The 26,612-nt window shown below is 67.5% G+C and carries 24 protein-coding genes; 8 read left to right on the top strand and 16 right to left on the bottom strand.

The features are described 5' to 3' along the window. Together HUS23_04760 and HUS23_04755 are read right to left on the bottom strand one after the other, a co-directional pair. The gene (locus HUS23_04760; GenBank protein QKT03163.1) at positions 1-1,227 is read right to left on the bottom strand and encodes a multifunctional CCA addition/repair protein; all 1,227 of its coding nucleotides are present in this window, start codon (positions 1,225-1,227) and stop codon (positions 1-3) included. A 48-nt stretch (positions 1,228-1,275) separates the two neighbouring features. Next, positions 1,276-2,223 carry a complex I NDUFA9 subunit family protein gene (locus tag HUS23_04755; protein QKT03162.1) on the bottom strand — a complete coding sequence of 316 codons (948 nt, stop codon included), beginning with the start codon at positions 2,221-2,223 and terminating at the stop codon, positions 1,276-1,278. Positions 2,224-2,409: 186 nt separating this feature from the next. On the opposite strand from HUS23_04755, the gene HUS23_04750 reads away from it, so the two are divergent. Continuing rightward, positions 2,410-3,768, top strand: a complete 1,359-nt coding sequence (locus tag HUS23_04750) for an NAD-dependent succinate-semialdehyde dehydrogenase (protein QKT04975.1) — start codon at positions 2,410-2,412, stop codon at positions 3,766-3,768. A 29-nt stretch (positions 3,769-3,797) separates the two neighbouring features. Here HUS23_04750 and HUS23_04745 read toward each other — a convergent pair whose 3' ends face one another. The 7 genes from HUS23_04745 to HUS23_04715 form a co-directional block, all read right to left on the bottom strand. Further along, positions 3,798-4,274 carry a pyridoxamine 5'-phosphate oxidase family protein gene (locus HUS23_04745; GenBank protein ID QKT03161.1) on the bottom strand — a complete coding sequence of 159 codons (477 nt, stop codon included), beginning with the start codon at positions 4,272-4,274 and terminating at the stop codon, positions 3,798-3,800. Positions 4,275-4,293: 19 nt separating this feature from the next. Continuing rightward, positions 4,294-5,295 (bottom strand): GTP 3',8-cyclase MoaA, encoded by a 1,002-nt coding sequence (moaA, locus tag HUS23_04740; GenBank protein ID QKT03160.1) that lies wholly within the window; start codon positions 5,293-5,295, stop codon positions 4,294-4,296. A gap of 61 nt (positions 5,296-5,356) precedes the next feature. Then, entirely contained in the window at positions 5,357-5,641 is a 285-nt protein-coding gene (locus tag HUS23_04735; GenBank protein QKT03159.1) for a hypothetical protein, read from the bottom strand. Positions 5,642-5,724: 83 nt separating this feature from the next. Then, positions 5,725-7,077, bottom strand: coding sequence for a sulfite oxidase (locus HUS23_04730; GenBank protein ID QKT03158.1), 1,353 nt, complete (start codon positions 7,075-7,077; stop codon positions 5,725-5,727). A 411-nt stretch (positions 7,078-7,488) separates the two neighbouring features. Then, positions 7,489-8,466 carry a dimethyl sulfoxide reductase anchor subunit gene (locus HUS23_04725; protein QKT03157.1) on the bottom strand — a complete coding sequence of 326 codons (978 nt, stop codon included), beginning with the start codon at positions 8,464-8,466 and terminating at the stop codon, positions 7,489-7,491. A gap of 62 nt (positions 8,467-8,528) precedes the next feature. Further along, entirely contained in the window at positions 8,529-9,260 is a 732-nt protein-coding gene (locus HUS23_04720) for a 4Fe-4S dicluster domain-containing protein (GenBank protein ID QKT03156.1), read from the bottom strand. Beyond that, the gene (locus tag HUS23_04715) at positions 9,260-12,160 is read right to left on the bottom strand and encodes a molybdopterin-dependent oxidoreductase (protein ID QKT03155.1); all 2,901 of its coding nucleotides are present in this window, start codon (positions 12,158-12,160) and stop codon (positions 9,260-9,262) included. The genes HUS23_04720 and HUS23_04715 overlap by 1 nt, the downstream gene beginning before the upstream one ends. Before the next feature lie 333 nt (positions 12,161-12,493). Here HUS23_04715 and sat point away from each other — a divergent pair, with 333 nt between their 5' ends. The 4 genes from sat (at position 12,494) to HUS23_04695 (ending at position 17,518) form a co-directional block, all read left to right on the top strand. After that, positions 12,494-13,723 carry a sulfate adenylyltransferase gene (sat, locus tag HUS23_04710; GenBank protein QKT03154.1) on the top strand — a complete coding sequence of 410 codons (1,230 nt, stop codon included), beginning with the start codon at positions 12,494-12,496 and terminating at the stop codon, positions 13,721-13,723. Positions 13,724-14,061: 338 nt separating this feature from the next. After that, positions 14,062-15,507 carry a TldD/PmbA family protein gene (locus HUS23_04705; GenBank protein QKT03153.1) on the top strand — a complete coding sequence of 482 codons (1,446 nt, stop codon included), beginning with the start codon at positions 14,062-14,064 and terminating at the stop codon, positions 15,505-15,507. Beyond that, complete coding sequence (locus tag HUS23_04700; protein QKT03152.1) at positions 15,508-16,830, top strand: TldE/PmbA family protein; 1,323 nt, start codon at positions 15,508-15,510, stop codon at positions 16,828-16,830. A 13-nt stretch (positions 16,831-16,843) separates the two neighbouring features. Then, positions 16,844-17,518: a thiopurine S-methyltransferase gene (locus HUS23_04695; GenBank protein QKT03151.1), complete on the top strand. Its 675-nt coding sequence runs from the start codon at positions 16,844-16,846 to the stop codon at positions 17,516-17,518. Positions 17,519-17,725: 207 nt separating this feature from the next. Here the strand turns inward: HUS23_04695 and HUS23_04690 are convergent, their stop codons facing one another. Further along, the gene (locus tag HUS23_04690) at positions 17,726-19,159 is read right to left on the bottom strand and encodes an MBL fold metallo-hydrolase (protein QKT03150.1); all 1,434 of its coding nucleotides are present in this window, start codon (positions 19,157-19,159) and stop codon (positions 17,726-17,728) included. 120 nt (positions 19,160-19,279) lie between these two features. Between HUS23_04690 and nadA the strand changes: the two genes are divergently transcribed. From nadA to HUS23_04675, 3 genes are all read left to right on the top strand, one after another. Beyond that, entirely contained in the window at positions 19,280-20,359 is a 1,080-nt protein-coding gene (gene nadA, locus HUS23_04685) for a quinolinate synthase NadA (protein QKT03149.1), read from the top strand. A gap of 67 nt (positions 20,360-20,426) precedes the next feature. Continuing rightward, positions 20,427-20,807, top strand: a complete 381-nt coding sequence (locus tag HUS23_04680; GenBank protein ID QKT03148.1) for an XRE family transcriptional regulator — start codon at positions 20,427-20,429, stop codon at positions 20,805-20,807. After that, entirely contained in the window at positions 20,779-21,507 is a 729-nt protein-coding gene (locus HUS23_04675; GenBank protein ID QKT03147.1) for an RES family NAD+ phosphorylase, read from the top strand. Before HUS23_04680 ends, HUS23_04675 begins: the two co-directional genes overlap by 29 nt. Before the next feature lie 49 nt (positions 21,508-21,556). Here HUS23_04675 and HUS23_04670 read toward each other — a convergent pair whose 3' ends face one another. From HUS23_04670 to HUS23_04645, 6 genes are all read right to left on the bottom strand, one after another. Beyond that, entirely contained in the window at positions 21,557-22,270 is a 714-nt protein-coding gene (locus tag HUS23_04670; GenBank protein QKT04974.1) for a glycosyltransferase, read from the bottom strand. 152 nt (positions 22,271-22,422) lie between these two features. Then, complete coding sequence (locus tag HUS23_04665; GenBank protein ID QKT03146.1) at positions 22,423-22,869, bottom strand: ligand-binding protein SH3; 447 nt, start codon at positions 22,867-22,869, stop codon at positions 22,423-22,425. A 127-nt stretch (positions 22,870-22,996) separates the two neighbouring features. Beyond that, a complete protein-coding gene (locus HUS23_04660; protein ID QKT03145.1) occupies positions 22,997-24,367 on the bottom strand; it encodes a DegQ family serine endoprotease in 1,371 nt (456 codons plus the stop codon). Further along, the gene (locus HUS23_04655; protein ID QKT03144.1) at positions 24,364-24,876 is read right to left on the bottom strand and encodes an Hsp20/alpha crystallin family protein; all 513 of its coding nucleotides are present in this window, start codon (positions 24,874-24,876) and stop codon (positions 24,364-24,366) included. Before HUS23_04655 ends, HUS23_04660 begins: the two co-directional genes overlap by 4 nt. 58 nt (positions 24,877-24,934) lie before the next feature. Beyond that, positions 24,935-25,888: a DnaJ domain-containing protein gene (locus tag HUS23_04650; protein QKT03143.1), complete on the bottom strand. Its 954-nt coding sequence runs from the start codon at positions 25,886-25,888 to the stop codon at positions 24,935-24,937. A gap of 117 nt (positions 25,889-26,005) precedes the next feature. Then, the gene (locus tag HUS23_04645) at positions 26,006-26,446 is read right to left on the bottom strand and encodes an Hsp20/alpha crystallin family protein (protein ID QKT03142.1); all 441 of its coding nucleotides are present in this window, start codon (positions 26,444-26,446) and stop codon (positions 26,006-26,008) included. Positions 26,447-26,612: the final 166 nt, after the last annotated feature.

The following is a 26,612-nucleotide window of genomic DNA, read 5'->3' as shown; positions in this document are numbered from 1 at the left end:
CTAAGCGCGCGGCGTTTGCAGCGCCGCCAAGGCGTTCAGGCGCGCTGTGCGGATGGCCTCGCCCAGCGCCGCCCCCTGCACCTCGGCCGCTCGGACCGCCTCGTTGCCCGCGGCCACGGCGGCGGCGAGCGCCGCGCGCAGGATGCCCGGTTGGGCAAATGCGCGTTCCTCATAGCCGGGGCGCCCGCGCGCGTCGGCCTCGCAGGCCAGCAGAAACTGCTCGAAGCGTTCGGGGCGGCGAAAGGCGTCGAGGGATTCGAACAGCTTGAGCAGGGTCGTGGGCCGCAGTTCGCCGGCGCGGTGGTAGTGCAGGTGATAGCGCGTCACCAATACCGCCAGGTCGCGGTAGTCGTTGGGGACCTTGAGGCGCTGGCAGAGGTCGCGCACCAATGGTACGCCGCGCGCCTCGTGTTCGACGTGGCGCGGCCATTCCTCGCGCGGGGTGGTGCCCTTGCCGAGATCGTGTACCAGCGCCGCGAAGCGCACCCGCGTGTCGTCCGACAGGCGCGCGGCCTGGGTGAGCACCATCATCACGTGCACGCCCGTGTCGATCTCCGGGTGGTGCTCGGGCGGCTGGGGCACGCCGAACAGCCGGTCCACTTCGGGGAACAGGCGGGCGAGGGCGCCGCATTCGCGCAGCACCTCGAAGAAGCGGGCCGGCGTGGCCTCGCCGAGCGCCCCCACGACCTCGGCCCAGACGCGCTCGGGTATCAGCGCGTCGACCTCGCCCGCGTTCACCATTTGGCGCATCAATGCCAGGGTCTCGTCCGCGAGGTGGAAACCGCGGTGGGCATAGCGGGCGGCGAAGCGCGCCACGCGCAGGATACGCACCGGATCTTCGGCGAAGGCGGGCGAGACGTGGCGTAGCACGCGCGCCTCGAGGTCGCGGGCGCCGCCGAAGGGGTCGATCAGCCGGCCCTCGAGATCCTCGGCCATGGCGTTGATGGTGAGGTCGCGCCGGCGCAGGTCGTCCTCCAACGTCACGTCGGGCGCGGCGTGCACCGTGAAGCCGTGATACCCGGGCGCGGTCTTGATCTCGGTGCGCGCGAGGGCGTATTCCTCGCGCGTCTCGGGGTGCAGGAACACGGGGAAATCCTTGCCGACCTGCTGGTAACCCTGCGCGCGCAGTGCCTCCGCGGTGGCACCGACCACCACCCAGTCGCGGTCCTTCACCGGAAGGCCGAGGCGCTTGTCGCGCACGGCGCCGCCGACCAGATAGATCTGCATCAGGCTGTCCTCCTCGCGCCGGGGGGCGCGCGAGACCGGGGCGGGTACTTACTCGCGCGTGCGGCGCATGTGTGTCAGGCGGTCCCGGGTGCGCCGGTGGGCGAGATACAAGGGCACCCGCGCCTCGATGGTGGTCGGGTGCGCGATCCCGAACACGGCCGGGAACGGGCCGTCGCACACGTTATCGCGTTGCATGGAGTGATAATTATCCATGCTGAACGGCTTGCCGGGGAGGCGTTGGGCGATGCGCGCCTGCAGCCGCGAGGCGCCGTCGCCGAGCGCCAGCACGTAGCGGTGCCGACCCGCCAGCTGCGCCGTGTACTCGACCAACTCGCGCAGAGTATAGGCGCGCGGCCCGCACAGCTCGTAGGTCTGCCCCGGCGTCTCCTTGTGATACACCGCCACCCGGTAAGCGTGGGCCACGTCGCCGACGTAGACCGGCGCAAAACGCGCGTTCGGGCAAGCCAGCGGGAACACGAAGGGGGTGAGCTTGAGCAGCCCGGCGAAGCGGTTGAAGAAACTGTCGCCCTCGCCGAAGATCACCGACGGACGGAAGATGGTGGGCTGCAGGTCGGTGGCCGCGCGCACCAGTTCTTCCGCTTCGCCCTTGGTGCGCTGATACTCGCTGGGACCGCGCGGATCGGCCCCCAGGGCCGACATGTGCAGCAGCCGCTTCACGCCGGCGGCCCGGCAGGCCTCGATGACCTTGCGCGTCAGTTCCACATGCGTGTGACGAAACTGACCCGGGCGCCGTTCGTTGAGGATGCCGACCAGGTTGATGACCACGTCCTGTCCGGCGAACGCGCTGCGCAGGGTGTCGGGATCGTGGACGTTGGCGTCGAGCACGTCGACCGTGGGCAGCACCAGCAGCTCGCGATGGCGCTCACGGTTGCGGGTAAGGACCTTGACGCGGTAGCCGTCATCGAACAGCTGCCCGACCAGGTGACGTCCGACGAAACCCGTCCCCCCCAGGATACACACAGTGCGTGGCTTCATAATTGGTATCGTTATCGGCTGCAATTCAGGGCCTTGGCGTGAGCATTCGGCGTGTTGATTGTGGCCACCGTGCCGGGGGCGGTCAAGCCGCGAGGTGGACGGGCCGGTCCGTGTTCTCCACAGTTACCATAGTCTCTGAGCTATCCAGTCACGCTAGGCGCTAAGGAGGCCCCGGTGGGCAACGTCATCAGTTCAATCAATCCGGCGAACGGCGAAATCCTCGCCGAGTTCGCGCTGTGGACGGACGACAGGCTCGAACGCGCCCTCTCGCAGGCGCAGCGGGCGGGCGGTCTATGGGCGGCACGCCCGATTGAGGAGCGCACCGAGGTCGTGCGCGCGGCCGCGGAGGTCTTGCGCGCCCAGCGGGACGAACTCGCGCGGCTTATCAGCCTGGAGATGGGCAAGCCGATACGGGAGGCGCGGGGTGAAATCGACAAGTGCGCGATGGCCTGCGAGTACTTCGCCGAAGACGGTCCCGCATTCGTGCGCGATGAGCCGATGGTGAGCGATGCACGGCGCAGCGTGGTGGCCTACCAGCCGCTCGGTTGCGTGTTGGCGGTCATGCCGTGGAATTTTCCCTTCTGGCAGGTGTTCCGCTTCGCTGCGCCCGCGCTCGTGGCGGGCAACACGGGCCTGCTCAAGCACGCCTCCAACGTGCCCCAATGCGCGCAGGCCATCGAGCGCGTGTGGCAGGAGGCGGGCGCGCCGGAGGGTGTGTTCACGACGCTGTGGATCGAGGCGGGTCGGGTGGGTCGAGTGATCAGCGACGGGCGCGTGCAGGCAGTGACGCTGACCGGCAGCGAGGCGGCCGGGCGCCGCGTCGCCGCGCAGGCGGGCGAGGCGCTCAAAAAGACCGTGCTGGAGTTGGGCGGTTCGGACGCGTTCGTGGTGTTGGAGGACAGCGACCTGGAGGCGACCGTCGCCGCCGCCGTGGCCTCGCGGTATCAGAACGCCGGGCAGAGCTGTATTGCGGCGAAGCGCTTCATCGTGGTCGAGCCGATCGGGGAGGCGTTCGTGGCGGCTTTTCGCGACGCGGTGGCGGCGCTGCGCGTGGGCGATCCGCTGGACGATGACACGGCGCTGGGTCCGTTGGCCCGTTGGGACCTGCGCGATGATCTGCACGCTCAGGTCGAGGCCAGCGTGGGCGCCGGCGCGCGCTGCATGTTGGGCGGTCAACGGCTCGAGGGCCCCGGCGCGTACTACGCGCCGACGGTGCTCGACGGGGTCGGGCCCAGCATGCCGGCCTACGAGGAAGAGTTGTTCGGGCCGGTAGCGTCGGTCATCCGCGTGGCGGACGAGGAGGAGGCGCTGCGCGTGGCCAACGATACGCGCTTCGGCTTGGGCGCCAGCGTGTGGACGGGCGACCCGGCGCGCGGCGAGCGGCTGGCGCGACGGCTTCAATGCGGCGGAGCCTTCGTCAACGGCATCGTGAAGAGCGACCCGCGTCTGCCATTCGGCGGCGTCAAGGCCTCGGGCTACGGCCGCGAACTCTCGGCGCACGGTATGCGCGAGTTTGTGAACATCAAGACGTTGTGGATCAAGTGAACGCGTCGGGGTGCCTCGTGCGGCCGACGTCACGCCTCCATGGCGTTGACGAAATCCTCGCGATCGAGGCTGTGCGCACGCGCAAAGCCGCCGATGTAGCGTGCCCGTTCGGGTACCAGGCGCAGCAACTCGAAGTCGCCGAACTCGAACAGGCGCTGCGCGGTGGGTAGACGCTCCAGGTAGCGCCCACGGCTCTGTTCGTAGTCGGCGCTCCCTTTCTCGAGCAGCGCGCAGTGGCCGTGCAGGCTCAGGCGGGGGAGGGCTTGCGGGTCGCTGCGCCCGTCATCCGGAGCGCTCACGACGAGCGAAGCATGCGGGTTGCGCAGGAGATTGCGGGTGTGGTCGGCGAGGCGGCTGAGGTGCAGCAGCAGGCCATGATTCGCCTCATCGTAGGCGTAGGCCACCATGGAGGCCTGCGGGGCGCCCTGCGCCACGGTGGCGAGCGCCCCCCAGCGCTGCTCGCGCAGCAACTGGGCCATTTGGCGCTGCTCTTGGACGCTGAGCATGGAAACAGTCCGACGCCGTCTAGCCGCCGGTCACGCTCATGTGGCGCATGATCACGGGCTGCGCCTGCAGGTTGAAGTCGTGGCCCTTGGGTTTGATGGCCATGGCGTCCACGATCGCCTGTTTGAGGCGCTCGCGGTCGCCGGGATGGGCGCGCAGGACCGCGCGCAGATCGACCGAGTGCTCTTGGCCCAGGCATAGCAGGAGCCGCCCCTCGGTTGTGACGCGCACGCGGTTGCAGGTATCGCAGAAGTTGTGGCTGTGGGGCGAGATGAAGCCGACGCGGCTGCGCGTTCCCTCGACCTCGAAATAACGCGCCGGGCCGCCTGTGTTCGCGTCGCTCTCGCGCAGGGCGAAGCGCGTCTCGATGGTCGCGCGCACCTCGTCGCTCGACATGTAGACCTCGGCGCGGTCGTGGTCGCCGATCACGCCGAGCGGCATTTCCTCAATGAAGCTGATGTCGATGCCGCGGTCGACCGCGAACTGCACCAGGTCGACGATCTCGTCATGGTTGCGGTTGCGCATCGCCACGGTGTTGAGCTTGATGCGCTCGAAGCCCGCCGTGCGCGCCGCGTCGATGCCGCGCAGCACCTTGTCGAGCTCGCCGACTCGGGTGATGCGCTTGAAGCGCGCGCGGTCCAGGCTGTCCAGGCTGATGTTGATGCGCCGAACGCCGGCGGCGCGCAGCGGACCGGCCAGGCGCTCGAGCTGTGAGCCGTTGGTGGTGACCGTCAGTTCCTCGAGACCGGGCAGGGCGCCCATTTCCTCGAACAGCCACAGCACGTTCTTGCGCACCAGTGGCTCGCCGCCGGTCAGGCGGATCTTGGTCACGCCAAGCTCGGTGAAGGCGCGCCCGATTTCGGCCAGCTCCTCCAGCGTGAGCACCTGAGCGCGCGGCAGGAAGGTCATGTCCTCCGCCATACAGTAGACACAGCGAAAGTCGCAGCGGTCGGTCACGGAGATGCGCACGTAGGTTACGTGGCGCCCGAAGCGGTCGATGAGCTTAGTCGCGTCGTTCTGCATGCCCTGCACCCCGCGAGAGAAAGAGAACGGTGCGGCGCCGGACGCCGCACCGTTGCCGCGCCTAGCGCGGCGTGTTCGGCCCGTAAGCCTCGGCAAGGTACTGCGTGATGAGCTCCTGCTGCTCCTCCGTGATCCAGGAGGCGCCATAGTCGTTGACCATGTCGCGGACCACCCAGCGCCAGTCGTTCAGGTTCAAACGCTGCGTGCGTGGGATGTCCAGTCCGTGGCAGACGCTGCAATGCATCTCGAACAGTTGCTTGCCCTGCGGTTCGTCGGCCACGGCAGAGCCGACGCTCAAGGTGCCGGCGAGGAGAGTGGCGCTCGCCGCCATAACTCGAAGTTTCATAATTTTATCGTACTCTTTCGGTTTAGCCACGCGCCATAAGAAAAGGGGTGGCGGCGGAGCCCGCCGCCACCCCCTTCAGGCCCTTAGGCGGGTTGCACTTCCACCGGCACGCGGTGCACCAGGTTGCCCTCGTAGCCGCGCGGGTTCCAGGGCTGCACGATCGGCTGCATGTTGCCACGGTGGTCGTGGGCACGAGCCCAGATCTCGTAGTAACCACGGTTCGGCAGGCGCACGTCCTGCTCGAACTGCACCCAGGCGTACTTGTTGGCCGGGCGGCTGACCTTGGCCGCGCGCCAGGTCAAGCCGAAGTCGGTGGAGATCTCGACCTTCGTGACCCGGTCCTCACCGGCCCAGGCATGGCCGCGCACCTTCACGCTCTGGCCGGCGCGCACCGTATTATCCGGCGCGGGGCTGGTGATCATGGACTTGATGGGCCAGGGGCCGCCGACCACCATGTCTTCCTCGGGCGGACGCTCGCCCGGACGCACGGGATACTTGGGCATGCGGTAGGAGAAGCCGGTCATGCCGCGGCCGTCGTGTTCGCGGTCACGGATCCAGATGCGGTTGAGCCACTTGTGGGAGGCCGAGCCGTACCAGCCCGGGACCACGAGGCGCACCGGCCAACCGTGGACGGCGGGGATGTCCTCACCGTTCATCTGGAAGGCGACGATGGTGTGCTCTTCCATGGCCTTGTCCATGGGGATCCCGCGCGAGAAGCGCGGACGATCACCCAGGATGGGCTCGTAGCCGTAGTGGCCGGTGTACACGGCACTGTTCTTCAGTCCGGCCTGACGCAGGATGTCGCGCAGAGGCACGCCCGTCCATTCGGAGGCGCCGATGGCGCCGTGTTTCCACTGATTACCGCGCACCGGAGGATCGAAGAAGGCGCGGCCGTTGCCGCCGCACTCGATCGGCGCCACGACCTTCTTGGTCTTCATGCGCTTGAGGTCGTCCAGGGACAGCTTGAGTTCGTTGTGGACCTCGCCGTCGATGGTCAGCGACCAGCCCTGAAGGTTCTTGGCAAAGGCCTCTTCGGGCACCAGGTCGTTGTTCCGGACGAAGTGCTTGGCGTACGGGGTGACGGCATCGCCCATTTCGTGGGCGTCGAACTCCGCATTGATCGGCCGCTGGGCGTAAAGATTGATGCCCGGCTTGTCGGCCACTACGCGCTTGGCTTGCTCGTCGGTGACTTCTTCGCCCCCGCTCGCCATGGCGACGGGCAGCATGCCGCGCCCAAACAGACCCTGCATGGCCGCCTCGGTGCCGGCGCCGAAGCCGCCCAGCACGGCCAGGGCGGCACCGCCCTTGCCCAACTGGCTAAAGAACTTGCGGCGGGACGTCACTTCGTCGAATCGCTCCAGATCCTGCGGGCTTGCGCCGCGGTCCTCGAGCAGACCGCGCAGGCGGTCCGGGGTCAAGGTCTTGTCTTTCTTCATTTTGAAGGCTCCTCAAGGGACTTTTTTTGCGGTCCTGGGGCCTGGGAAGAGAAAAAGAAGCGGACGGAACGCAGCTATCCGGGTTCCGTTTTTACCCCTCACGTCTTCGCTCGAACGCTGCCCTAGGCCAATCAATTGGACCGCGTCCAACCTTATGTACGCGTTAGCACGGTGTCAACAAAATTCCCTGCCCGGCAGTCGATGGTCGACAGACTGGCGCGGCGGCGCAAAAACATCACTCCATTGCCGTCGAAGAGTCGTCGCCAAGCGGGGGTGGTTTAACGCGGAGCGCTGTGATGGACATCACATTTCTGCGCGTGGCGGAAAAGCGTCGCTTTTTGCACCCTTTCTGGGAGAAGCGCCGCGAAAGGGGGGGAAGAAAAGGCGCCCCGCATGCGGGGCGCCGGGCTTTCAGATGGTCTGATAATAGAGATTCTGCGGGTGGTTGGCTTGCGCGAAGAAGAACCAACGCTCGCATACCAGGCCCAGATACTGCACGGCGAACGCCAGCGCGAGCACCCCAAAGGCCTCGGCCGTCATGCCGATCCAAACGAGCAGCATCGGCACCGGGAAGGTCAGCAGCAGGAAGGTCCACAGCACGGTCTTCACGACGGCGTCGCTCTTGCCGTGGAAGAATTCCCGGGTGTTGAACGAGCCGCCCATGGCACCCTGCGCCTTCTGCTGGATGTGCGTGTGACGCACGCCGATGGCGGTCTGCAGCGAGGACTTGTGCTTCAGCCGCTTGTTGCGGATCAGGGCGGCCACGCGGGTCACCAGGCCCAGCGCCGTGAACGCGATGGCCGAGATCCCGAACGGATGCACCAGTTCGGGCGACACCGCGGCGGCGAAGGCCGTGGCGAGCGTGAAGCCCGAAGCGATGCCGAGCACCGTGAAGTTGACCACCGTGAGCGGGCTGGCCCACTCCTGCAGGAACTTGATGCAGGCGTAGATCATGCCGGTGGAAATGAACAGCGCCAGCGCGGTGAGGGCCCCCAGGGCGCCGACCAGCAGGCTGAGCGTGAAGGACACGCCGCCCGCAGTCGTCCACAGCACCGCGTCCCAACCCAGCAGGTGCATTGCCCCATGTATAAAGGAAAAGCCCATCAGCGCGGGGAGTACGATCACCTCGCGCGACAGCCAGGAGGTGCGCCAGCGGGTGGCCGAGCGCCAGGCGCGCTCAGGGCGCCCGAGGTGGAAGAACGAGGCGAACAGGCCGAGGCCCAGCAGCACGAGGACCACCACGTTGCCCATGGCGTAGAACTGGACGCTGTCCTGCGGCGCGATCAGGCCCACGGTGGCAAACCACTGCGTGACGAACAGGGCCAGGAACAGACCCTGGGCGGCGCCGATCAGGGTGGTGAGGAAAATGACGGAAAATGCCGGATGCATGATGACTCCAATGGCTCAAGGTAACGCCCCGGCGGCACGCCGCCGGGACACCCATTTGTTGTTTACCAGCTCGTGACGTCGTCCAGCGAGGGCGAGTCTTTGTCGGGCATGGGCTTCTTGCGCTCCTTCTTGAGCGGGTTGTCGGCCCGCACCAGCTCGTCTTCATGGATGCGCACGTGGGCCTTCTGCCGCGGCAGGTAGTGGTTGGCCGGCTTGGTGCCCCACTCGGGCATCAAGGCGTAGCCGCCACGCTCGCGGATGGCTACCGAGACCTCCGAGTCGGGGTCATGCACGTCGCCGTACAGGCGCGCGCTGGTCGGGCAGGCCATCACACAGGCCGGCTTGCGTTCACGTTCGGGCAGGGCCTCGTCATAGATGCGGTCCACGCACAGGGTGCACTTCTTCATCACCTTCTGGTGCTCGTCCAGCTCGCGGGCGCCATAGGGGCAGGCCCAGGAGCAGTACTTACAGCCGATGCACTTGTCGTAGTCGACCAGCACGATGCCGTCGAGCTCGCGCTTGTGGCTGGCGCCGGTGGGGCACACCGGCACGCAGGGCGCGTCCTCGCAGTGCAGGCAGGACTTGGGGAAGTGCACGGTCTCGGTGTTCGGGAACTGGCCGATCTCGAAGGTCTGCACGCGGTTGAAGAAGGTGCCGGTCGGGTCCTTCCCATAGGGGCGGTCGTCCGACATGGGACCGGCGGCGCCGGAGGTGTTCCACTCCTTGCAGCTGGTCACGCAGGCGTGGCAACCCACGCAGACGTTCAGGTCGATGACGAGTGCAAGCTGAGTCATTATTTGGCTCCCTTGTTACGGCCGGCCATAAAGCTCTGCCAGCGGGCGCGCAGCCCCGTGCCGGGCAGCGGCTTCATGGGTTCGAACTGCGGCCACGAGACCTTCTCCTCCTCGGCGCCGGCGGGATAGACGCGCACCCGCACGTCGTACCAGCCCGCCTGACCCGTCACCGGATCGGAGTTGGAGATGTGCTCGCCCGCCTCGTTGGCCGGCAGCTCCTCGGAGATCACGTGGTTGAGCAGAAAGCCCTTCTCCGCCTCGTTCGCGTTGGGCTCCAGGTTCCAAGCGCCAGAGGCCTTGCCGATGGCGTTCCAGGTCCACACGGTGCCGGGCTCCACCGCCTCGGTGAAGCGGCACATGCAGCGCACCTTGCCGTGCATGGACTCCACCCATACCCAGTCGCCGTCCTGGAAGCCCTGCTGCTCGCCGAGCTTGGGATTGATGTACAGGTAGTTGTGCGCGTGGATCTGGCGCAGCCAGGCGTTCTGCGAGTCCCACGAGTGGTACATGGCCATCGGGCGCTGGGTCACCGCGTTCAGCGGGTACTTGTGCTTGTCCGACAGCTGCGCCTCCAGCGGCTCGAAGTAGAACGGCAGCGGATCGAAGTAGTCCAGGATGCGCTGACGCAGGTGCGCCGGCGGCTGCTTGCCGGGGCGCTTGCCCTGCGCGGCCAGGCGGAACTTCTGCAGCACCTCGGAGTAGATGTGAATGTTGATCGGCTCGGCGTAGCGCGTGAGGCGATGGCGCTGAGCCCACTCCAGGTAGCCCTTGTTCCAGTTACGCATGTACTGGAAGCTCTTGGGCAGGTGGTACTGGAACACGCAGTTGTTCTGCTCGTACATCTTCCACTGGTCGGGGTTGGGCTCGCCCTTCATGAACTTCTCGCCGCCCTTGCCGCGCCAGCCGGCCAGGAAGCCGATGCCGGAGCCCGGCTCGGTCTCGTAGTTGACGATGAAGTCGGGATAGTCGCGGAACTTGCGCGAGCCGTCCTCCTTGGTGAAGGCGGGCAGCTTGAGGCGCGAGCCGAGCTCAACGATCACCTCCTGGAAGGGCTTGCACTGGCCCGTCGGCGGCACCACCGGGATACGCACCGAGTCCACCGGCCCGTCGAACTCGGAGATCGGGCGGTCGAGCATCGACATCGTGTCGTGGCGCTCGAGGTAGGTGGTATCGGGCAGCACCAGGTCCGCGTAGGCGACCATCTCGGACTGGAAGGCGTCCGCGACGATCAGGAACGGAATCTTGTACTCGCCGTTCTCGTCCTTGTCGTTCAACATCTTGCGAACTTCGGCCGTGTTCATGGTCGAGTTCCATGCCATGTTGGCCATGAAGATCAACAAGGTGTCGATCGAGTAGGGGTCGCCGCGCCAGGCGTTGGTGATGGCGTTGTGCATCATGCCGTGCACCGACAGCGGGTACTCCCAGGAGAAGGCCTTGTCGATGCGGATCGGCTCGCCCTTGTCGTCCACGAACAGATCGTCCGGGTCGGCCGGCCAGCCGAGCGGCATGCCGCCCAGCGGGGTGTTGGGCTTGACGCCCTCAGGGCCGCGCGGGGTCTTGGCGCAGGGCGGGATCGGGCGCGGGAAGGGCGCCTTGTGGCGGAAGCCGCCCGGGCGGTCGATGGTGCCCAGTACCGACATCAGGATCGACAGTGCGCGGATCGAGTGGAAGCCGTTGGAGTGCGCCGCCAGGCCGCGCATGGCGTGGAACGCCACCGGGTTGCCGGTCACACTCTCGTGCTCGTTGCCCCACACGTCGGTCCAGGCGATCGGCAGTTCGATCTTCTCATCGCGCGCCACGATGCCCATCTCGTGCGCCAGGCGGCGGATGGTCTCGGCCGGGATGCCGGTGATGTTCGCCGCCCACTCCGGGGTGTACTCGGCGACGCGGTCGGCCAGCAGCTGGAAGGCGGGCTTGACCGGCTTGCCGTCCACGGTGAACTCACCGAGCAGGTAGGGGTCCGCGCCCTTGGTGCCGCGCAGCACCGGCTGGTTGGTGTTGCGGTCCCACCACAGCTTGTTCTGCGGATCGAAGCAGCCGTCCTCGACCTGCGCGTCCTCGCGGCGCACCAGCATGCCGTAGTCGTCGCTGTCCTCGTCCAGGTTCACCAGCTCCGCGGCGTTGGAGTACTGCACCAGGAAGTCGCGGTCGTACAGGCCCTGCTTGATCAGCTCGTGCGTGATGGCGAGCAGCAGCGCGCCGTCGGTGCCGGGCTTGATTGGTACCCATTCGTCGGCGATGGCGGAATAGCCGGTGCGCACGGGGTTGATGGAGATGAACCGCCCGCCCTGGCGCTTGAACTTGGAGATGGCGATTTTGAGCGGGTTGGAGTGGTGATCCTCGGCGGTGCCGATCATCACGAACAGCTTGGCGCGGTCGAGGTCCGGCCCGCCGAACTCCCAGAAGGAGCCGCCGATGGTGTAGATCATGCCCGCCGCCATGTTCACGGAACAGAAGCCACCGTGCGCGGCGTAGTTCGGGGTGCCGTACTGCTTGGCGAACAGGCCGGTGAGGGCTTGCATCTGATCACGGCCCGTGAACAGGGCGAACTTCTTCGGGTCGGTGGCGCGCAGCTTGCGCAGCCGCTCCTCCATCATCTGGAACGCCTCGTCCCAGCTGATCTCCACGAAGTCGGCATCGCCGCGGTCGGCGCCCGGACGGCGCAGCAGCGGCTTGGTGAGCCGCGCGGGCGAATACTGCTTCATGATACCCGAGGCGCCCTTGGCGCAGATCACGCCCTGGTTCAGCGGGTGTTCCGGGTTACCCTGGATGTAGCGCACCTCGCCATCGCGCAGGGTCACGCGGATGCCGCAGCGGCAGGCGCACATGTAGCAGGTGGTGTTCTTTTGCTCGATGCGCCCGGACTCGGACGGGGCTTTCGCGACGCTTTTCTCAAACATGGATAGTCCTGATTTGAACGCGATTCAGATGGGGCACTCTAGTGAGGCTGGCACGGTCCCTGCAAATCGAACATTCTGCGGTGGCCATAAAACATCATAATATTCTAATTTTTTAAGATGCGCCAGCCACTTACACGACAAGCATATGAACCGACTGGGAAAAACTCCGAATAAACCGGGCTTATAGAAGCGCAAGATAAAACTGTTTGGCTTCAAAAACCGATGGGTCTATACATAGACGAATCAACCGCGACCGACGGATAAGGCGCGGAACCACAATAAAAAATCCTTTCACTCAACCGGGCAAGAAGCCCGGCTACCGCGAGGAGTATCATGTCCAAGCCCACATCCAAGCTGGTCAAGCCGCACGGCGGTGGGGGCCTCAACCCGCTGCTGCTCGAAGGCGACGCGCTGCGCGAGGAGCAGGCGCGGGCCGCCGGCCTGCCCAAGGTCACCATCAGCTCCCGCGAGGCGGGCGATCTTTCCATGATGGGCATCGGCGGTTTCACGCCGCTCGATGGCTTCATGACCCACGCCGACTGGCAGGGCGTCTGTGACGGCTACAAGATGGCAAGCGGGTTATTTTGGCCGATCCCGATCACGCTTTCAACCGACCAGGCCACCGCCGATGGGCTGAAGGAAGGCCAGGACGTTGCCCTGGTGGACGGCGAGAGCGGCACCGTGATGGCCACCATGACCATCACCGAGAAGTACACGATCGACAAGGCGCACGAGTGCATGATGGTCTACAAGACCACCGACCTCGAGCACCCCGGCGTGAAGATGGTCATGGAGCAGGGCGAGGTCAACCTCGCCGGCCCCGTGAAGGTGCTGTCGGTCGGCAATTTCAAAGAAGAGTACGGCGCGCTGTTCATGACGCCCGCCGAGACGCGCGCGCTGTTCGAGTCCAAGGGCTGGAGCCAGGTGGCGGCGTTCCAGACGCGCAACCCGATGCACCGCTCGCACGAGTACCTCGCCAAGGTCGCGATCGAGATCTGCGACGGCGTGCTGATCCACTCGCTGCTCGGCAAGCTCAAGCCCGGCGACATCCCGGCCCCGGTGCGCGCCAAGGCGATCAACACCCTGATCGACAACTACTTCGTCAAGAACACGGTGGCGCAGGCAGGCTACCCCCTCGACATGCGTTACGCCGGTCCGCGTGAGGCGCTGCTGCATGCCCTGTTCCGCCAGAATTACGGGTGTTCGCACCTCATCGTGGGACGCGACCACGCCGGCGTGGGCGACTACTACGGCCCGTTCGACGCGCACCACATCTTCGACGAGATCCCTGCGGGGTCGCTGGAGACCAAACCGCTCAAGATCGACTGGACCTTCTGGTGCTACAAGTGCGGCGGCATGGCCTCCATGAAGACCTGTCCGCACGAGGCGAACGACCGCCTGCTGCTTTCCGGCACCAAGCTGCGCAAGCTGCTCTCCGAAGGCGGCAACGTACCCGCCGAGTTCAGTCGTCCCGAGGTGCTGGCCGTCTTGCGCGAGTACTACGCGGGTCTGCGCGACGACGAGAAGGTCGAGGTCAAGCTGGCGGGGCACTCGGCAAAGTAGCGCCCCGCATCCGCTCCAGCCGGCGACCGGTGGCCTGCAGGGTACCGGTCGCCGGAGTCGTCCGCACCTCGCAGCGGGCCGCCAATCCCCGGCCCTCGTCTGCATACTGGGCGCGGCCGCGATTCACCCCGAGCGCGTCGAGCCAAGGCTTGCTCGGACTTTGGTGGTCGCCGACGGCCAGTGGGTAGTTGAGCGCGGCTGCCCGACGGCAGGGTGATCGATACGCGGGTCTCGCCCCGCCAGGCAACGATTTCCTTAATGCCGCCGATGCGCCCGCCCAGGTCGCCATCGGTGTACACTGGTGCTCCGCACGGCCATCCGCAACCTATCCTGCCCCCATGCTGGACACCGTCGAACGTCTGTTCGCAAGCCTGCGCTTTGATGCCGAGTTCTGCGCCCTGCGCGTGGTGCGCGAGCACCAGGAGCGCATCGTGGTGCGCCGCGGTGTGGTTCAGCCGCTGCGCCGCATCGACGACTTTGGCGCGATGCTCACGGTGATCCACGCCGGCGGCGTCGGCTACGCCGCGACCACCGATCTGACACGTGCCGGACTGGAGGCGGCCTTTGCCCGCGCGCGCGCCTGGGCCGAGGTCAACGCGCGCTGGCGCCTGGTCGATCCGCAGCGCATCGCGCGGGCGGCGCACCGCGGCGAGTACGCCTCCGCCGTCGTTCGGCCGTGGGAGGCTGAGCCCCTCGCTGCCAAGATCGAGCGCGTGCGCGCGGCCGATGCCGCTCTGGGCGCAGACTCGCGCGTGGTCGACCGGGAGGCCTCCGTGGGGCGCCTGCGCGTCGAGAGCCTGCAGTTGAACACCGCGGGCGGACGCATTGCGCAGCGCTTCGAAGCCGTGCAGCCGCATTTGCGCGCCACGGCCCACCGCAAGGGGGAGACGCAGACGCGCACCCTCGGCACCGGCAGTTACTTCCGCCAGGGCGGCCTGGAACTGCTGGATGCGCTGGAGCCGGACGAAGATTTCGAGGCCGCGTCGCTGCGGGTGCGCGAGGAGGCGCTGGAGTTGCTTGGCGCGCCGGACTGCCCCGCGGGCATCATGGACCTGGTGCTCGCGCCCGATCAGATGGTGCTGCAGATCCACGAGTCCATCGGCCACCCCCTCGAGCTCGATCGCATACTGGGTGACGAGCGCAACTACGCGGGCACCAGTTTCGTCACACCCGAGATGTTCGGCTCGTATCAGTACGGCTCGCCCCTGTTGAACGTGACCTTCGACCCCGGCGTGGCGGGGGAGCTCGCCAGCTACGCCTACGACGACGAAGGGGCTCCGGCCGAGCGCACTTACCTGATTCGGGAGGGGGTCCTGCTGCGCCCGCTCGGCGGTTCCTTGTCGCAGGCGCGCGCGGGGATGGCCGGTGTGGCCGCGGCGCGGGCCAGCGGCTGGAACCGGCCGCCCATCGACCGCATGGCAAACCTCAACCTGGAGCCCGGGGATGCCAGCCTGGGGTCTTTGATCGCGCAGGTGGAGCAGGGGGTCTACATGCAGACCAACTGCTCGTGGTCCATCGACGATTCGCGCAACAAGTTCCAGTTCGGCTGCGAGCGCGCACGACGCATCGTCAATGGCGAGTTGCGCGAGGTGGTCAAGAACCCGAATTACCGCGGCATCTCCAGCGCCTTCTGGCGCAATCTCGCCGGGGTAGGCAACGCCGACAGCTTCCGCGTGCTCGGGGTCGGCAATTGCGGCAAGGGCGAACCGAACCAGATGGTCCGCGTGGGCCACGCCACGCCGCCCTGCCTGTTCCGCGCCGTAGACGTGTTCGGCGGAGGCTGAATGCAAGACCATTTCTTCGCACTTGCGGACTTCCTCACCGGCCTGTTGCAAGGCGACGAGCGCTACACCCTGTCCTACGGTGGCGAGTCGTCGGACTTCGTGCGCTTTAATCGCGGGCGGGTCCGCCAGTGCGGCCACGTCGAGCAGGGGCAGCTGCAGCTGGACCTCATCTCCGGGCAGCGGCACGCAGGTGCTCAGCTGACGCTGGCGGCGGACGGCGCAGTCGACCGCGAGCGCTTGGCGGAGTTGGTGCGCGAGCTGCGCGAGGTCCGTGCCGTGCTGCCCGAGGACCCGCACCTGTTCGTGAGCGAGCAGGCCGCGACGCGTCTCACCCCGGCCCAGGCCGACTTGCCGCCGGCCGAGTCAATGGTTGACGCCGTCCTCGAACGCGCGCGGGGGGATGATCTGGTCGGTGTGCTCGCGGCCGGCCCGGTGCGCGCCGGGTTCGCCAACTCCTTCGGGCAGCGGGCTTGGCATACCCGCACCAGCTTCAACCTGGACTGGACGCTCTACGCCGGTGGCGACAAGGCAGCGAAGGAGCGTTATGCGGGCGCGCACTGGGCGCCGGATGAACTCACCGAGCGGATGGACGAGGCGCGCCGCGCGCTGAGCGTGGTCCGCCAGGCGCCGCTGACGCTCGCCCCCGGTCGCTACCGCGCCTACCTCGCACCGCAGGCCTTGGAGGAGATCGTCGGCATGCTCGGTTGGGGCGGTTTCGGTCTGCGGGCGCAGCGCACCAAGACCACCCCGCTGCTGCGCCTCACGGAAGGTGAAACCGAATTGCATCCGGCCGTCACGCTGGTGGAGAACACCGAAGCGGGTCTCGCGCCGCCGTTTCAGGCGCAAGGCTTTGCGCGCCCGCCGCGCGTGGTGTTGATCGAGCACGGCAAGCCGCAGGACGCGCTCGTCTCGCCGCGCTCGGCGCGCGAGTTCGACGTCGCGCCGAACGGCGCCGACGAGAGCGAAATGCCTTTGTCGCTCGAGATGGCAGGCGGCAGCCTGCCGCGCGCCGACGTGCTGCGCGCGCTCGACACCGGGCTCTATATCTCCAACCTCTGGTACCTCAATTGGTCCGACCGCAACGCCGCCCGGCTGACGGGAATGACGCGCTTCGCAACCTATTGGGTCGAGCGGGGGCGCATTCAGGCGCCGGTCAACGTCATGCGGTTCGACGACAGCGTTTACCGTCTGCTTGGCGAAGGCCTGATGGCGCTCACGCAAGAGCGTGAATGGCTGCTCGACCCGCAGACCTACGGCAGCCGTTCGCTACGCAGCATGCGCCTGCCGGGTGCGCTGGTGGACGGCATGCAGTTGACTTTGTAACGGGGCGGATCGGATGGACGAGCAGTTTTGGCTTGAACGTTGGGAGAGCGGTCAGATCGGCTTTCATCTCGACCGCCCCAATCCCCACCTGCAGCGCTTTGCCGAGCACCTGGAACTGCCGCGCGGCAGCGCCGTATTCGTCCCCTTGTGCGGCAAGACGCTCGACATGGTGTGGTTGGCGCAGCAGGGCCTGGCGGTCATTGGGGTGGAGTGGAGCGAAGCGGCGCTGCATGCGTTTTTCGCGACCCAGAAACTCGAGCCGCGGCGCGTGCGCGAGGCCGATCTGGAGGCCTGGCGCGCCGGTCCCTATACGCTGTATCGCGGTGACTACTTCCGGCTCGAACCCGATCAGCTGGCCGCCTGTCACGCCTTTTATGATCGCGCCGCGCTGATCGCGCTGCCACAGGGGCGGCGTGTTGCCTATGTGGCACACCTGCACAGCCTCATGCCGCCGCGCCACCGCGGCCTGCTGATCAGCGTGGAGTATGCGCAGACGCAGATGCAGGGTCCGCCGTTTTCGGTTCCCGAGGCCGAGGCGCGGGCCCTGTACACGCCGCACTGGGACGTCGAGTGCCTGCATGCCGAGGATGCGCTGGCAGGCAACCCGCGCTTTGCCGAACGCGGGCTGGACAGTTTCTGGGAGAAGGTGTTTCTGCTCCGCGCGCGGGAGGGGAAAGGAAACCGGTGACGGCCGCGCCCGGCGGGCCGCCCAATTGATGGACGCCTTCCGCGCCCTGGTAGAGCGGCAGCTGTACCAGGACGTGGAGCGGCAGATTCGCCTCGGCGTATGGGCGCCGCCCGGAATCAGATGGACGCAGTGCCAGCAGGGGGTGTCGCGCGCCCTCGACGCCCAGCGTTCAGCGTCCTGCGCCGCACCGGCGACGCGGTGCTGGTTTCACGCGGATGCCGGTTCGGCAGCGAGCGGAAAATCCAGCGGCGGGGCCAGGTCGACGCACATGCCTGGGTCGGGTGTGAGGGTGGGCGCCCCGCGGGTGCGCAGGGCGGCGGCCAGCGCGTCCATGGCGCCGGGCTCGCCGTGCACCAACGCCACGGGCGGGCGGCCCTGGAACTGCTCGTACCAGCGCAGCAGGCCGGCACGATCGGCATGCGCCGACAGGCCGCCGACGGTATGCACGGTCGCACCCACGCGGATGGTCTCGCCCCAGAGGCGCACGTGACTGGCCCCGTCGACCAGTGCGCGCCCCAGGGTGCCGGCCGCCTGGAAGCCGACGATGACCAGGTGGGTGTCGCGGCGCCACAGGTTGTGCTTGAAGTGCTGCAGGATGCGCCCGCCCGTGCACATGCCGCTGCCGGCGATGATGAGCGCCCCGGAGCGAATGCGGTTGATGGTCATGGAGTCTTCCGCGCGCGGCGTGAGGCGCAGGTTCGGCAGGCTGAAGGGGTTGTCGCCGCGGGCGAGCCGCGCGGCGGTGGCGGCGTCGAACAGGTCGCTGTGCTGCTGGTAGATCTCGGTTGCCTGGATCGCCATGGGGCTGTCGAGGAACACCTGCCAGTTCTCCAGTCCCCAGGCGCGATAATGCTGCGAGAGCACGTACAAGAGTTCCTGCGTGCGCCCCACCGCGAAGGCGGGGATGAGGATGTTGCCCGCCCGCTCACGGGCGATGGCCATGATCTCGCCGAGTTCCTGCCAGGTCGCGTCCCAGGAGCGGTGCGCGCGGTCGCCGTACGTGCTTTCCATGATCACCAGGTCGGCGTCGGGAATCGGCGTGGGATTGCGCAGCAGCGGCGAACCGGCGTGACCCAGATCGCCGCTGAACACCAGTTTGCGCTGCACGCCCTCGGCGTCGATCCACAGTTCGGCGATCGCCGAGCCGAGGATGTGCCCCGCGTCGCGCAGGCGCAGGGTGAAACCCTCGGCGATGGGCGTGCGGGTGTCGTAGTCGAGCGCGCGGAAGGCCTTCAGCGCCGCTTCGGCTTCCTGGATGCCATACAGCGCTTCGACAGGCGGCAGGCCCTTGCGCTCGCGCTTGCGGTTGGTCCAGTCCGCGTCCTTCTCCTGCAGGTAGGCGGCGTCGCGAAGCATCACGCGGCACAGGTCGCGTGTGGCGCGCTGGGTGTAGATGCGCCCGCGAAACCCCGATTTGACCAGCAGGGGCAGGCGCCCGGAGTGGTCGATGTGCGCGTGCGTGAGCACCACTGCGTCCAACCGCGCAGGGTCGAAAGGGAAGGGCTCGGCATTGCGCTGCTCCTCGCGCCGCGAGGCCTGGATCAGACCGCAGTCGACCAGCACGCGCCGGCCTCCGGCCTCGACCAGGAAGGCCGAGCCCGTCACCTCACGGGCCGCGCCAAGGAACCGGATGACGGGCATGTTGTCTCCTATGGTCGAGCGCCCGGCGGTCGTCCTTGGCACGGGGGCGCGCTTGATATCGGGTTTTTGAAGCCCAACAATACTCGTTTGGGTGCATGCCCAGCCACAACGGATGACGCTATGAGTGACATCGCGGTACCGCTACCCGCCCGTTACGAGGACACCTATGCGCGCGCCCTGGAGCGGGCCCGGGCCGGGGCCGAGTTGGACGAGGGCGAGCGTGAGCTGTTGCGCGAGCGCATCAAGCGCCTGTTGCGCGAGAAGGATGCCGTACTGGTCGCACACTACTACACCGACCCCGAGCTGCAGCGCCTGGCCGACGAGACCGGCGGCCACGTCTCGGATTCGCTCGACATGGCGCAGTTCGGCCACGATCACCCGGCCGGCACGCTGGTGGTGGCGGGGGTACGCTTCATGGGCGAGACAGCCAAGATCCTCAATCCCGAGAAGCGGGTGCTGATGCCGGAGCTGGAGGCGACCTGCTCGCTCGACCTGGGCTGCCCGGCCGAGGCGTTCAACGCCTTCTGCGATGCCCACCCCGACCGCACGGTGGTGGTTTACGCCAACACCAGCGCCGAGGTGAAGGCCCGGGCGGACTGGGTGGTGACCTCCAGCATCGCACTCAAGGTGGTGAAATACCTGCACGAGCGCGGGGAGAAAATCCTCTGGGCACCGGACAAGCACCTCGGGGCCTACGTGCAGCGGGAGACCGGCGCCGACATGCTCCTGTGGCAGGGCGCCTGCGTGGTGCACGAAGAGTTTCGCGCCGGCGAATTGCAGCGCCTGAAGGAAGAGCATCCCGAGGCCAAGGTCCTGGTCCATCCCGAGTCGCCCGAGGCGGTGGTGGCGATGGCCGACGTGGTCGGTTCGACCACGCAGCTCATCAAGGCCGTGCGGGAACTTGACGCGCCCACCTTCATCGTCGCCACCGACAACGGCATCTTCTACAAGATGCACCAGGTCGCCCCGGAGAAGACCCTCCTCGAAGCCCCCACCGGCGGCCACTCGGCCACGTGCCGCAGTTGCGCGCACTGCCCCTGGATGGCCTTGAACAATCTGTACAACCTGCTGCAGGTGCTCGAGCGGGGCGATAACGAGATCTTCGTCGACGAGGATGTGCGCCGGCGTGCGGTGCGCTCGGTGCAGCGCATGCTCGATTTTGCGCAGGGTCGTCACCTGCCGAGCGCGGGCGACGCCTGATGCGTTGCTGTAGAAACTTATAAGCGTTATAATTGCTCCCGAAAGGTTCGTTTCGGGAGGTGCGACAATGCCACGCTACCAACTCGTCCATGCCGATCCGGAACGGGCGGCGGTGTTGAGCAAGGCGGTGCTCGGCGCGGCGCGCGCCCTCGGACTCGCGCAGGCGCAGCTTGCGCGCGTTCTGGGCCTCAGTCCGGCATCGATCTCCCGCATGCAGTCCGGCGCCTACCGCTTGAATCCCGACGCCAAGGAGTGGGAACTGGCCGCGTTGCTGGTGCGCCTGTACCGCGGGCTGGACGCCATCGTGGCCGGCGACGAAGTCGCGCTGCGGGCCTGGATGAAAAATCCCAACCGTGACCTGGACGCGGTGCCCGCCGAGCTGGTGACCGCCATTCCCGGGCTGGTACGAGCGGTGGACTATGTGGACGCCCACCGCGCTCGCGTCTGAGACCCGGCCGCTGGGCGGCGACGCTTGGCGGGCGGTCGAGCACCAGTACAGCGCCTCCACGCGCAAGATCGTGGATACCCAGGCCGAGCAGGACGTGCTCGAGTCGATCCTGGAAGAGAGCAAGCCGCGCTACCCGGCCGCCGCCGCGCCGCTGCATTACCTGCTGAAAAGTCCGTTTCGCTACTATCCCCCGAGGCCGCATGGCTCGCGGTTTCGCCGTGCCGGCGACGCCGGCGGCGTGTTCTACGGGGCCGAACGGCTGCGCACCGCCCTGGCGGAACTCGCCTACTACCGGCTGCGCTTCTTCGCCGCTTCGCCGGCCACCCCGCTGCCGCGCAACGAGGAACGGCTGACCGCCTTCCGCGCGGCGTTTCGCACCGCGCGTGCCCTGGACCTGACCCAGCCGCCGCTGGAGCGCGACCGTGCGCTATGGACCGACCCACAGGACTACGGCGCGACGCAGGCGCTGGCCGAGGCGGCGCGCGCCGCCGAGGTGGAGGTGATCCGCTATGAATCGGTACGTGATGCCGAGCGGGGCGCCAACCTGGCCCTGTTGCAGCCCGGGGTGTTCACCAGCGGCCGGCCGCTGGAACAGCAGACCTGGTATCTCTACCTCTCGCCGCTCGAGGTCAACTGCACGCGTGCCAATGGCGCCGGCGAGGAGCGCTGGACCTTCCCTCGCGCCCAGTTCGGCCTCTGAGTCGGGCGAGGCCGGCACTGTTCGCCGGCGACGCGTCACGTGGCAATCCTCAGGCTTCGTCCAAGCGCCAGTGGGTCTCGATCCAGGGGGCGGCACGCCAGAAGCGCAGCGGCTTGCCGCTCTGACCCCGGGCGGCCTCCGGCGGGTTGGGACGGCCGTGGAATACGATAATCTTGGCCTCCGCGGGCGGTCGCGGCGCGCGTACCCAGGCGAGCGGTCCCTGCGGTACGCAGTGGCGTTTGAAGCTGCGGCACCACTCGTCCGGCCAGTAGCGGAGTCGGCCGCGCTCGTGCAGGGCCTGGGAGAGAAAGGCTTGCTCATTGCGAAAGCGCCGCCGCACGCCGGCCGCGTCGTGCTCGAACGCGGCCAATACGTCGGCGTGCGCCCCCACCTCGAAGCGGAACACCGAGGAGTTGCCGGTGATGCGTCCGCGATGCTGCCAGTCGCGAATGATGTGGAACTCCCCGGGGGCCAACTCGAACAGCGCGTCCATGCTGTCGAGCAGCACGACGTCGAGATCGAGAAACAGGGCCGTACCCTCGAGGTCGGCCAGACGCTTGGCGAACACGCCGAGCTTACGCCAGCCGCGTTCGGGGCCGCCGGGCAGGCGCACCGGGGGCAGCGGCCGGTGCTCGATGCCGGGGTCGAGTCCCTCGGCATCGTCGGTGAAGCACACGAAGCGGTGCGGCAGCCGCAGGTGGCGGCGCACCATGGCGTGTAAGATGTTGACGTAGCGGGCGGGGTACTTGTCCCCCCACTTCATGCAGATGACGTTGTACACGGGGGCGCGCCTGTCTCGGGACGGACGGGTCTTATACCAAAAAAAAACCCGCACCGGGCGGTGCGGGTTGAAGGTAGTCCTTCAGGATTTCTCGAGAAGTACCATATTAGAGGGGCGTGACGCCCCTCGGTTCCTCAGGCCGCCCGGTGCTTCGCTTCGCGCGCCTGCTTGGCGGTCTCCGGGTCGTAGGCCGCGCCCGACCACAGCATCTCGTAGGCGATCTCCTCGTTGCCGTTCTCGCACAGCTCCAGCACCTGACGGAACAACGGCTGGAAACTGTCACTGCGGTGCGAGGCCTCGTGCTCCTCGAAGCTGCGCCAGAAGGTGACGATGAGCGCCTCCTTGCCCTTCAGCGGACTCTCGACCGCCTGACCCACCGTGGAGCCCTCATTCGAGACCGCGCCGCTGTTCAGCGCCACGAAGCCGCCCACGAAGCCGGTGTCGGAGTGGTAGGTCTTCACGTTCTCGCACAGCACCGCGACGCGTTCCTGCAGGTCGTCCACGGTGTACTCGGGCTTCAGGATCACACGGTTGACGGTAACCACGCCGTCCATCGGGAAGTTCGGAATCAGTCCACTCATGTCGCACCTCCATGCATCGGTGGATTTAGCGAATTAGTGGTTACTAATATACATTCCTGAGCGATTTAGTCAAGTATTGCTGATGCGGGCATAAGGACGGCGCGGGGCGGCGGCGCCCCGCGAAGCCTCAGCGGATCAACAAGAACAGGGCGCCGCCCCCGCGGCGGATATTGAGTAGCAGCTGGGGCGCGTCGGCCGCCAAATCCCGCAGCGCCTGCACGTCGCGCACCGGCTGGCGGTTTACCGAGACGATGATGTCGCCCTCGCGCAGGCCGTTGCGGTGCGCGGGGCTGCCGGCCTCGAGGGCCGCCACCCGCACGCCGCCGTTCACCGCCGCGCCGCGGTGTTCCTCGGCGCTGAGATTGGCGAAGGTCGCGCCCCGCAACCGGGCGTGCAGGCGCGCCCCGTCGGCCTGCGCGGTCTGGCGCTCCGCGATCACGGTCTTGAGCGTGCGCGGCTGGCCGTTGCGCAGAATGCGCAGCTCGATCTCCTGGCCGACGCGCAACAGGCCCACCACGTTGCGCAAGTGGGTGGCGTCGCGGATTGCCTGACCGTTGACCTGTAGCACCACGTCGCCCGGCTGCAAGCCCGCCTGCGCGGCGGGGGAGTCGGGCATGACGTTCGCGATCACCGCGCCCTGACGCTGTTGCAGGTCGAAGGCCTGCGCCAACTCGGGGGTCAGATCCTGCGCCTGCACCCCGAGGCGCCCGCGCCGCACCTCGCCGTGCTCGACCAGCTGCTCCATGATGTCGCGCGCCATGTTGATGGGGATCGCAAAGCCGATGCCGATGTTGCCGCCGGCGGGCGCGAGAATGGCGGTGTTGATGCCGATCACCTCCCCGCGCAGGTTGACCAGCGCGCCGCCCGAGTTGCCGGGGTTGATGGACGCGTCGGTCTGGATGAAGTCCTCGAACTGGTCCGCCCCCAGTCCGCTGCGGCTGAGGGCGCTGACGATGCCGGAGGTGACGGTCTGGCCGAGCCCGAACGGGTTACCGATCGCGATCACGAAGTCACCCACGCGCAGCGCGTCCGAGTCGCCCATCGGCAGCTGCGTGAGTTCGCGCGGTTCGACCTTGAGCACCGCGACATCGGACTCGGGGTCGGTGCCGACGATCTGCGCCGAGAGGTTGCGCCCGTCGCGCAGGTTGATGTTGATCTCGTCGGCGCGCTGTACCACGTGCGCGTTGGTCAGCACGTAGCCGTTCTCCGCGTCCACGATCACGCCCGAGCCCAGGCTGGTGACGGTACGCTCGCGCGGTTGGCGCGGCGGATCGCCGAAGAAGTGGCGAAAGAAGGGGTCGTTGAACAACGGGCTCTGTTGCACCTGCACCCGCCCCCGGGTGGAGATGTTCACCACCGCGGGGGTGATCTCCTCCAGCAGCGGGGCCAGCGTCGGCAGCGGCTGCCCCTGGCTGTCGGCCGCGGGCAGGGCGGCGTGGACTGCCGAGCTCGCCGCGAATACCGCGGCGACGAACCAGACGCGCAAGATTGTTGTCATTTGCCGTTTCCTGTGGTGATGGTGATGTTTCGCCGTCGCGCCAACGGGTTCTTGGCGAGCGTGACCTCGAGCACGCCGCGCTGATAGCGCGCGCGGGCCCCTTCCTCGAGTACCGCGGCGGGTAGGGGCACGACGCGCTCGAAGCTGCCGTACGCGCACTCCATCAGATAGTAGCGTCCACTCTGTTGTTCCCGTCGCGCCCGTTTCTCGCCCCGCACGACGAGCCGGTCGCCCTGCACCGAGATGTCGAAGTCATCCTTATCCATGCCGGGGATTTCCATGCGCACCCGCACCCGGTCGTCCTCGTCGCGCACCTCGGCGGTCAGCAGTCCCCAGCGCGCCGCGTCCGCGACGGCCTGCTCGGCGCGGGTCTGCACCTCGCCGCGTTGCGCGCGCGGCTGAAACCGCGTGAGGGCGGTGCCGGCGCGTTCCCGCAAATGGTTCCAGCCATCGGCCACGCTCTGCCAGGCGTGGCCGAGTTCACGTCGCAATGTGTTGAGCCTCTCCATGGGTCACCTCCTACCGTGTTCTGAGGTTCGAGCGGCATCCGTCGGCGCAGCGCCCGCCTCAGGACGCCATGTGGCGGCGTGGATCGAACGGCATGGTGCGCGCCATCTCTTCATAGAAGCGGCGCTGTTCGGCGGTGTCGGCTTGGGGGATGGCGATCTGCAGGGTCACGTACTGGTCCCCGGGTGGTTTGCCCGGCAGGCCGCGTCCGCGCAGGCGCAGCTTCTGTCCCGACTGCGCGCCGGCCGGGACGTTCATGTCCACGGTTCCGCCCAGTGTCGGTACCGGCACCTTCGCGCCGAGCGCCGCTTCCCACGGCGTCACCGGCAGGGTGAGGTGGATGTCCCGACCCTCCGCCCGGAACAAAGGGTGGGGCTCGAACGCGATCTCCAGGTAGAGGTCGCCCGCCGGGGCGTCGCCCACCCCGGGATGCCCCTGGCCGGCGAGACGGATGCGCCCGCCCTCGCTCACCCCCGCGGGAATCTTCACGCGCAGTTGGCGGGTGTTGGTCTTGACGCGCCCCAGGCCGTCGACCGCCGGGGCCTGCAGGCTGACGGTGCGCTCCGCGCCGCGGTAGGCGTCCGCCAGGCTCACGCGGATCTTGGCGTGGTGATCCTCGCCGCGCATGGCGAAGCCGCCGCGCCGCGCCCCGCCCGGGCGCGCCCCGAACGGACTGCCCGCGCCGAACAGGGTGTCGAAGAAATCGCTGAACTCGCCGCCGGGGCCGCCGCCGAAACCGCCGCGGAACTCGAAGCCGGCGTCCCAATCGGGCGGCGGGCGAAAATCTTCGCCCGCCCGCCAGTTCGCGCCGAGGCGATCGTAGGCGGCGCGCTTCTCGGGATCGCGCAGCACCTCGTAGGCCTCGCCGAGTTCCTTGAAGCGCGCCTCGGCATTCGCTTCCTTGCTCACGTCGGGGTGGTATTTGCGCGCGAGCTTGCGGTAGGCGCGCTTGATATCCTCCTGCGTCGCCTCGCGCGGCACGCCGAGCACTTGGTAGTAGTCCTTAAATTCCATACGCTGCGCTCCGCATCGTCTTGCTCCGCCGGTGGAGTGAACGCCTGGCGTTTTCCCGACCCCACCGCGAGGGCGGGGTCGGGAAAACGGGCGCGGCTCGTCGCCGCGCCCCGCCCCTTAGGACTGTACCTGGATCTTGCGCGGCTGAACCTTCTCCTGCTTGGGGATGGTGATCTCCAGCACGCCCTGATCGCACTTGGCAGTGATCTTCTCCGCGTCGGCGCTATCCGGCAGGCTGAAGCGGCGGTAGAAGTTGCCGCGTACCCGCTCGACGCGCTTGTAGCCGGCACGTTCCTCCTCTGTCTCGTGGCGGCGCTCGCCGCGCAGGGTCAGCACGCCGTTCTCCATGCTGATGTCGATGTCCTTGGGGTCGACGCCCGGTACATCGGCGTGTAGCACGAAGGCGTCACCCGTGTCGCGGATGTCCACCGCCGGGGTCCAGTCGGCCGTGCTGAGGTGGGTACTCTCGCCGTTGCTCACCCGCTGATCGAACAGGCTGTCGATCTCGCGGTGCAGGCGGTTCAACAGCGTCCAGGGTTCATAGCGCACCATGTCCATAACGTCCTCCTCTCGTGTTGCGTCGCAGCGCGATGGGCTGCGGTTCCAACGCTGATATGGAGGCGCCCGGGGCGCTTATCAAGAGGTCGGCGGCTAGGGGGCGGGGGCGGCTGATGGCACTATATATAGTGGCTCGGGGCGCGCTTTCGATGTGCATCTTCTAGGT

Source organism: Ectothiorhodospiraceae bacterium 2226, from assembly GCA_013348725.1.
Lineage (GTDB): Bacteria > Pseudomonadota > Gammaproteobacteria.
Note: the sequence above shows the minus strand (reverse complement) of the source record. Positions and strands in the feature narration are given on the sequence as shown.

What these genes read in the sequence shown, in the direction of transcription:
- HUS23_04675 (QKT03147.1), top strand. Translation starts at nt 20,779, where the DNA reads ATGTGGACGCCCACCGCGCTCGCGTCTGAGACCCGGCCGCTGGGCGGC.
- HUS23_04665 (QKT03146.1), bottom strand. Translation starts at nt 22,869, where the DNA reads ATGAGTGGACTGATTCCGAACTTCCCGATGGACGGCGTGGTTACCGTC.
- HUS23_04725 (QKT03157.1), bottom strand. Translation starts at nt 8,466, where the DNA reads ATGCATCCGGCATTTTCCGTCATTTTCCTCACCACCCTGATCGGCGCC.
- nadA (QKT03149.1), top strand. Translation starts at nt 19,280, where the DNA reads ATGAGTGACATCGCGGTACCGCTACCCGCCCGTTACGAGGACACCTAT.
- HUS23_04720 (QKT03156.1), bottom strand. Translation starts at nt 9,260, where the DNA reads ATGACTCAGCTTGCACTCGTCATCGACCTGAACGTCTGCGTGGGTTGC.
- HUS23_04695 (QKT03151.1), top strand. Translation starts at nt 16,844, where the DNA reads ATGGACGAGCAGTTTTGGCTTGAACGTTGGGAGAGCGGTCAGATCGGC.
- moaA (QKT03160.1), bottom strand. Translation starts at nt 5,295, where the DNA reads ATGCAGAACGACGCGACTAAGCTCATCGACCGCTTCGGGCGCCACGTA.
- HUS23_04655 (QKT03144.1), bottom strand. Translation starts at nt 24,876, where the DNA reads ATGGAGAGGCTCAACACATTGCGACGTGAACTCGGCCACGCCTGGCAG.
- HUS23_04645 (QKT03142.1), bottom strand. Translation starts at nt 26,446, where the DNA reads ATGGACATGGTGCGCTATGAACCCTGGACGCTGTTGAACCGCCTGCAC.
- HUS23_04700 (QKT03152.1), top strand. Translation starts at nt 15,508, where the DNA reads ATGCAAGACCATTTCTTCGCACTTGCGGACTTCCTCACCGGCCTGTTG.
- sat (QKT03154.1), top strand. Translation starts at nt 12,494, where the DNA reads ATGTCCAAGCCCACATCCAAGCTGGTCAAGCCGCACGGCGGTGGGGGC.
- HUS23_04650 (QKT03143.1), bottom strand. Translation starts at nt 25,888, where the DNA reads ATGGAATTTAAGGACTACTACCAAGTGCTCGGCGTGCCGCGCGAGGCG.
- HUS23_04660 (QKT03145.1), bottom strand. Translation starts at nt 24,367, where the DNA reads ATGACAACAATCTTGCGCGTCTGGTTCGTCGCCGCGGTATTCGCGGCG.
- HUS23_04715 (QKT03155.1), bottom strand. Translation starts at nt 12,160, where the DNA reads ATGTTTGAGAAAAGCGTCGCGAAAGCCCCGTCCGAGTCCGGGCGCATC.
- HUS23_04755 (QKT03162.1), bottom strand. Translation starts at nt 2,223, where the DNA reads ATGAAGCCACGCACTGTGTGTATCCTGGGGGGGACGGGTTTCGTCGGA.
- HUS23_04705 (QKT03153.1), top strand. Translation starts at nt 14,062, where the DNA reads ATGCTGGACACCGTCGAACGTCTGTTCGCAAGCCTGCGCTTTGATGCC.
- HUS23_04735 (QKT03159.1), bottom strand. Translation starts at nt 5,641, where the DNA reads ATGAAACTTCGAGTTATGGCGGCGAGCGCCACTCTCCTCGCCGGCACC.
- HUS23_04680 (QKT03148.1), top strand. Translation starts at nt 20,427, where the DNA reads ATGCCACGCTACCAACTCGTCCATGCCGATCCGGAACGGGCGGCGGTG.
- HUS23_04690 (QKT03150.1), bottom strand. Translation starts at nt 19,159, where the DNA reads ATGCCCGTCATCCGGTTCCTTGGCGCGGCCCGTGAGGTGACGGGCTCG.
- HUS23_04760 (QKT03163.1), bottom strand. Translation starts at nt 1,227, where the DNA reads ATGCAGATCTATCTGGTCGGCGGCGCCGTGCGCGACAAGCGCCTCGGC.
- HUS23_04730 (QKT03158.1), bottom strand. Translation starts at nt 7,077, where the DNA reads ATGAAGAAAGACAAGACCTTGACCCCGGACCGCCTGCGCGGTCTGCTC.
- HUS23_04745 (QKT03161.1), bottom strand. Translation starts at nt 4,274, where the DNA reads ATGCTCAGCGTCCAAGAGCAGCGCCAAATGGCCCAGTTGCTGCGCGAG.
- HUS23_04670 (QKT04974.1), bottom strand. Translation starts at nt 22,270, where the DNA reads ATGAAGTGGGGGGACAAGTACCCCGCCCGCTACGTCAACATCTTACAC.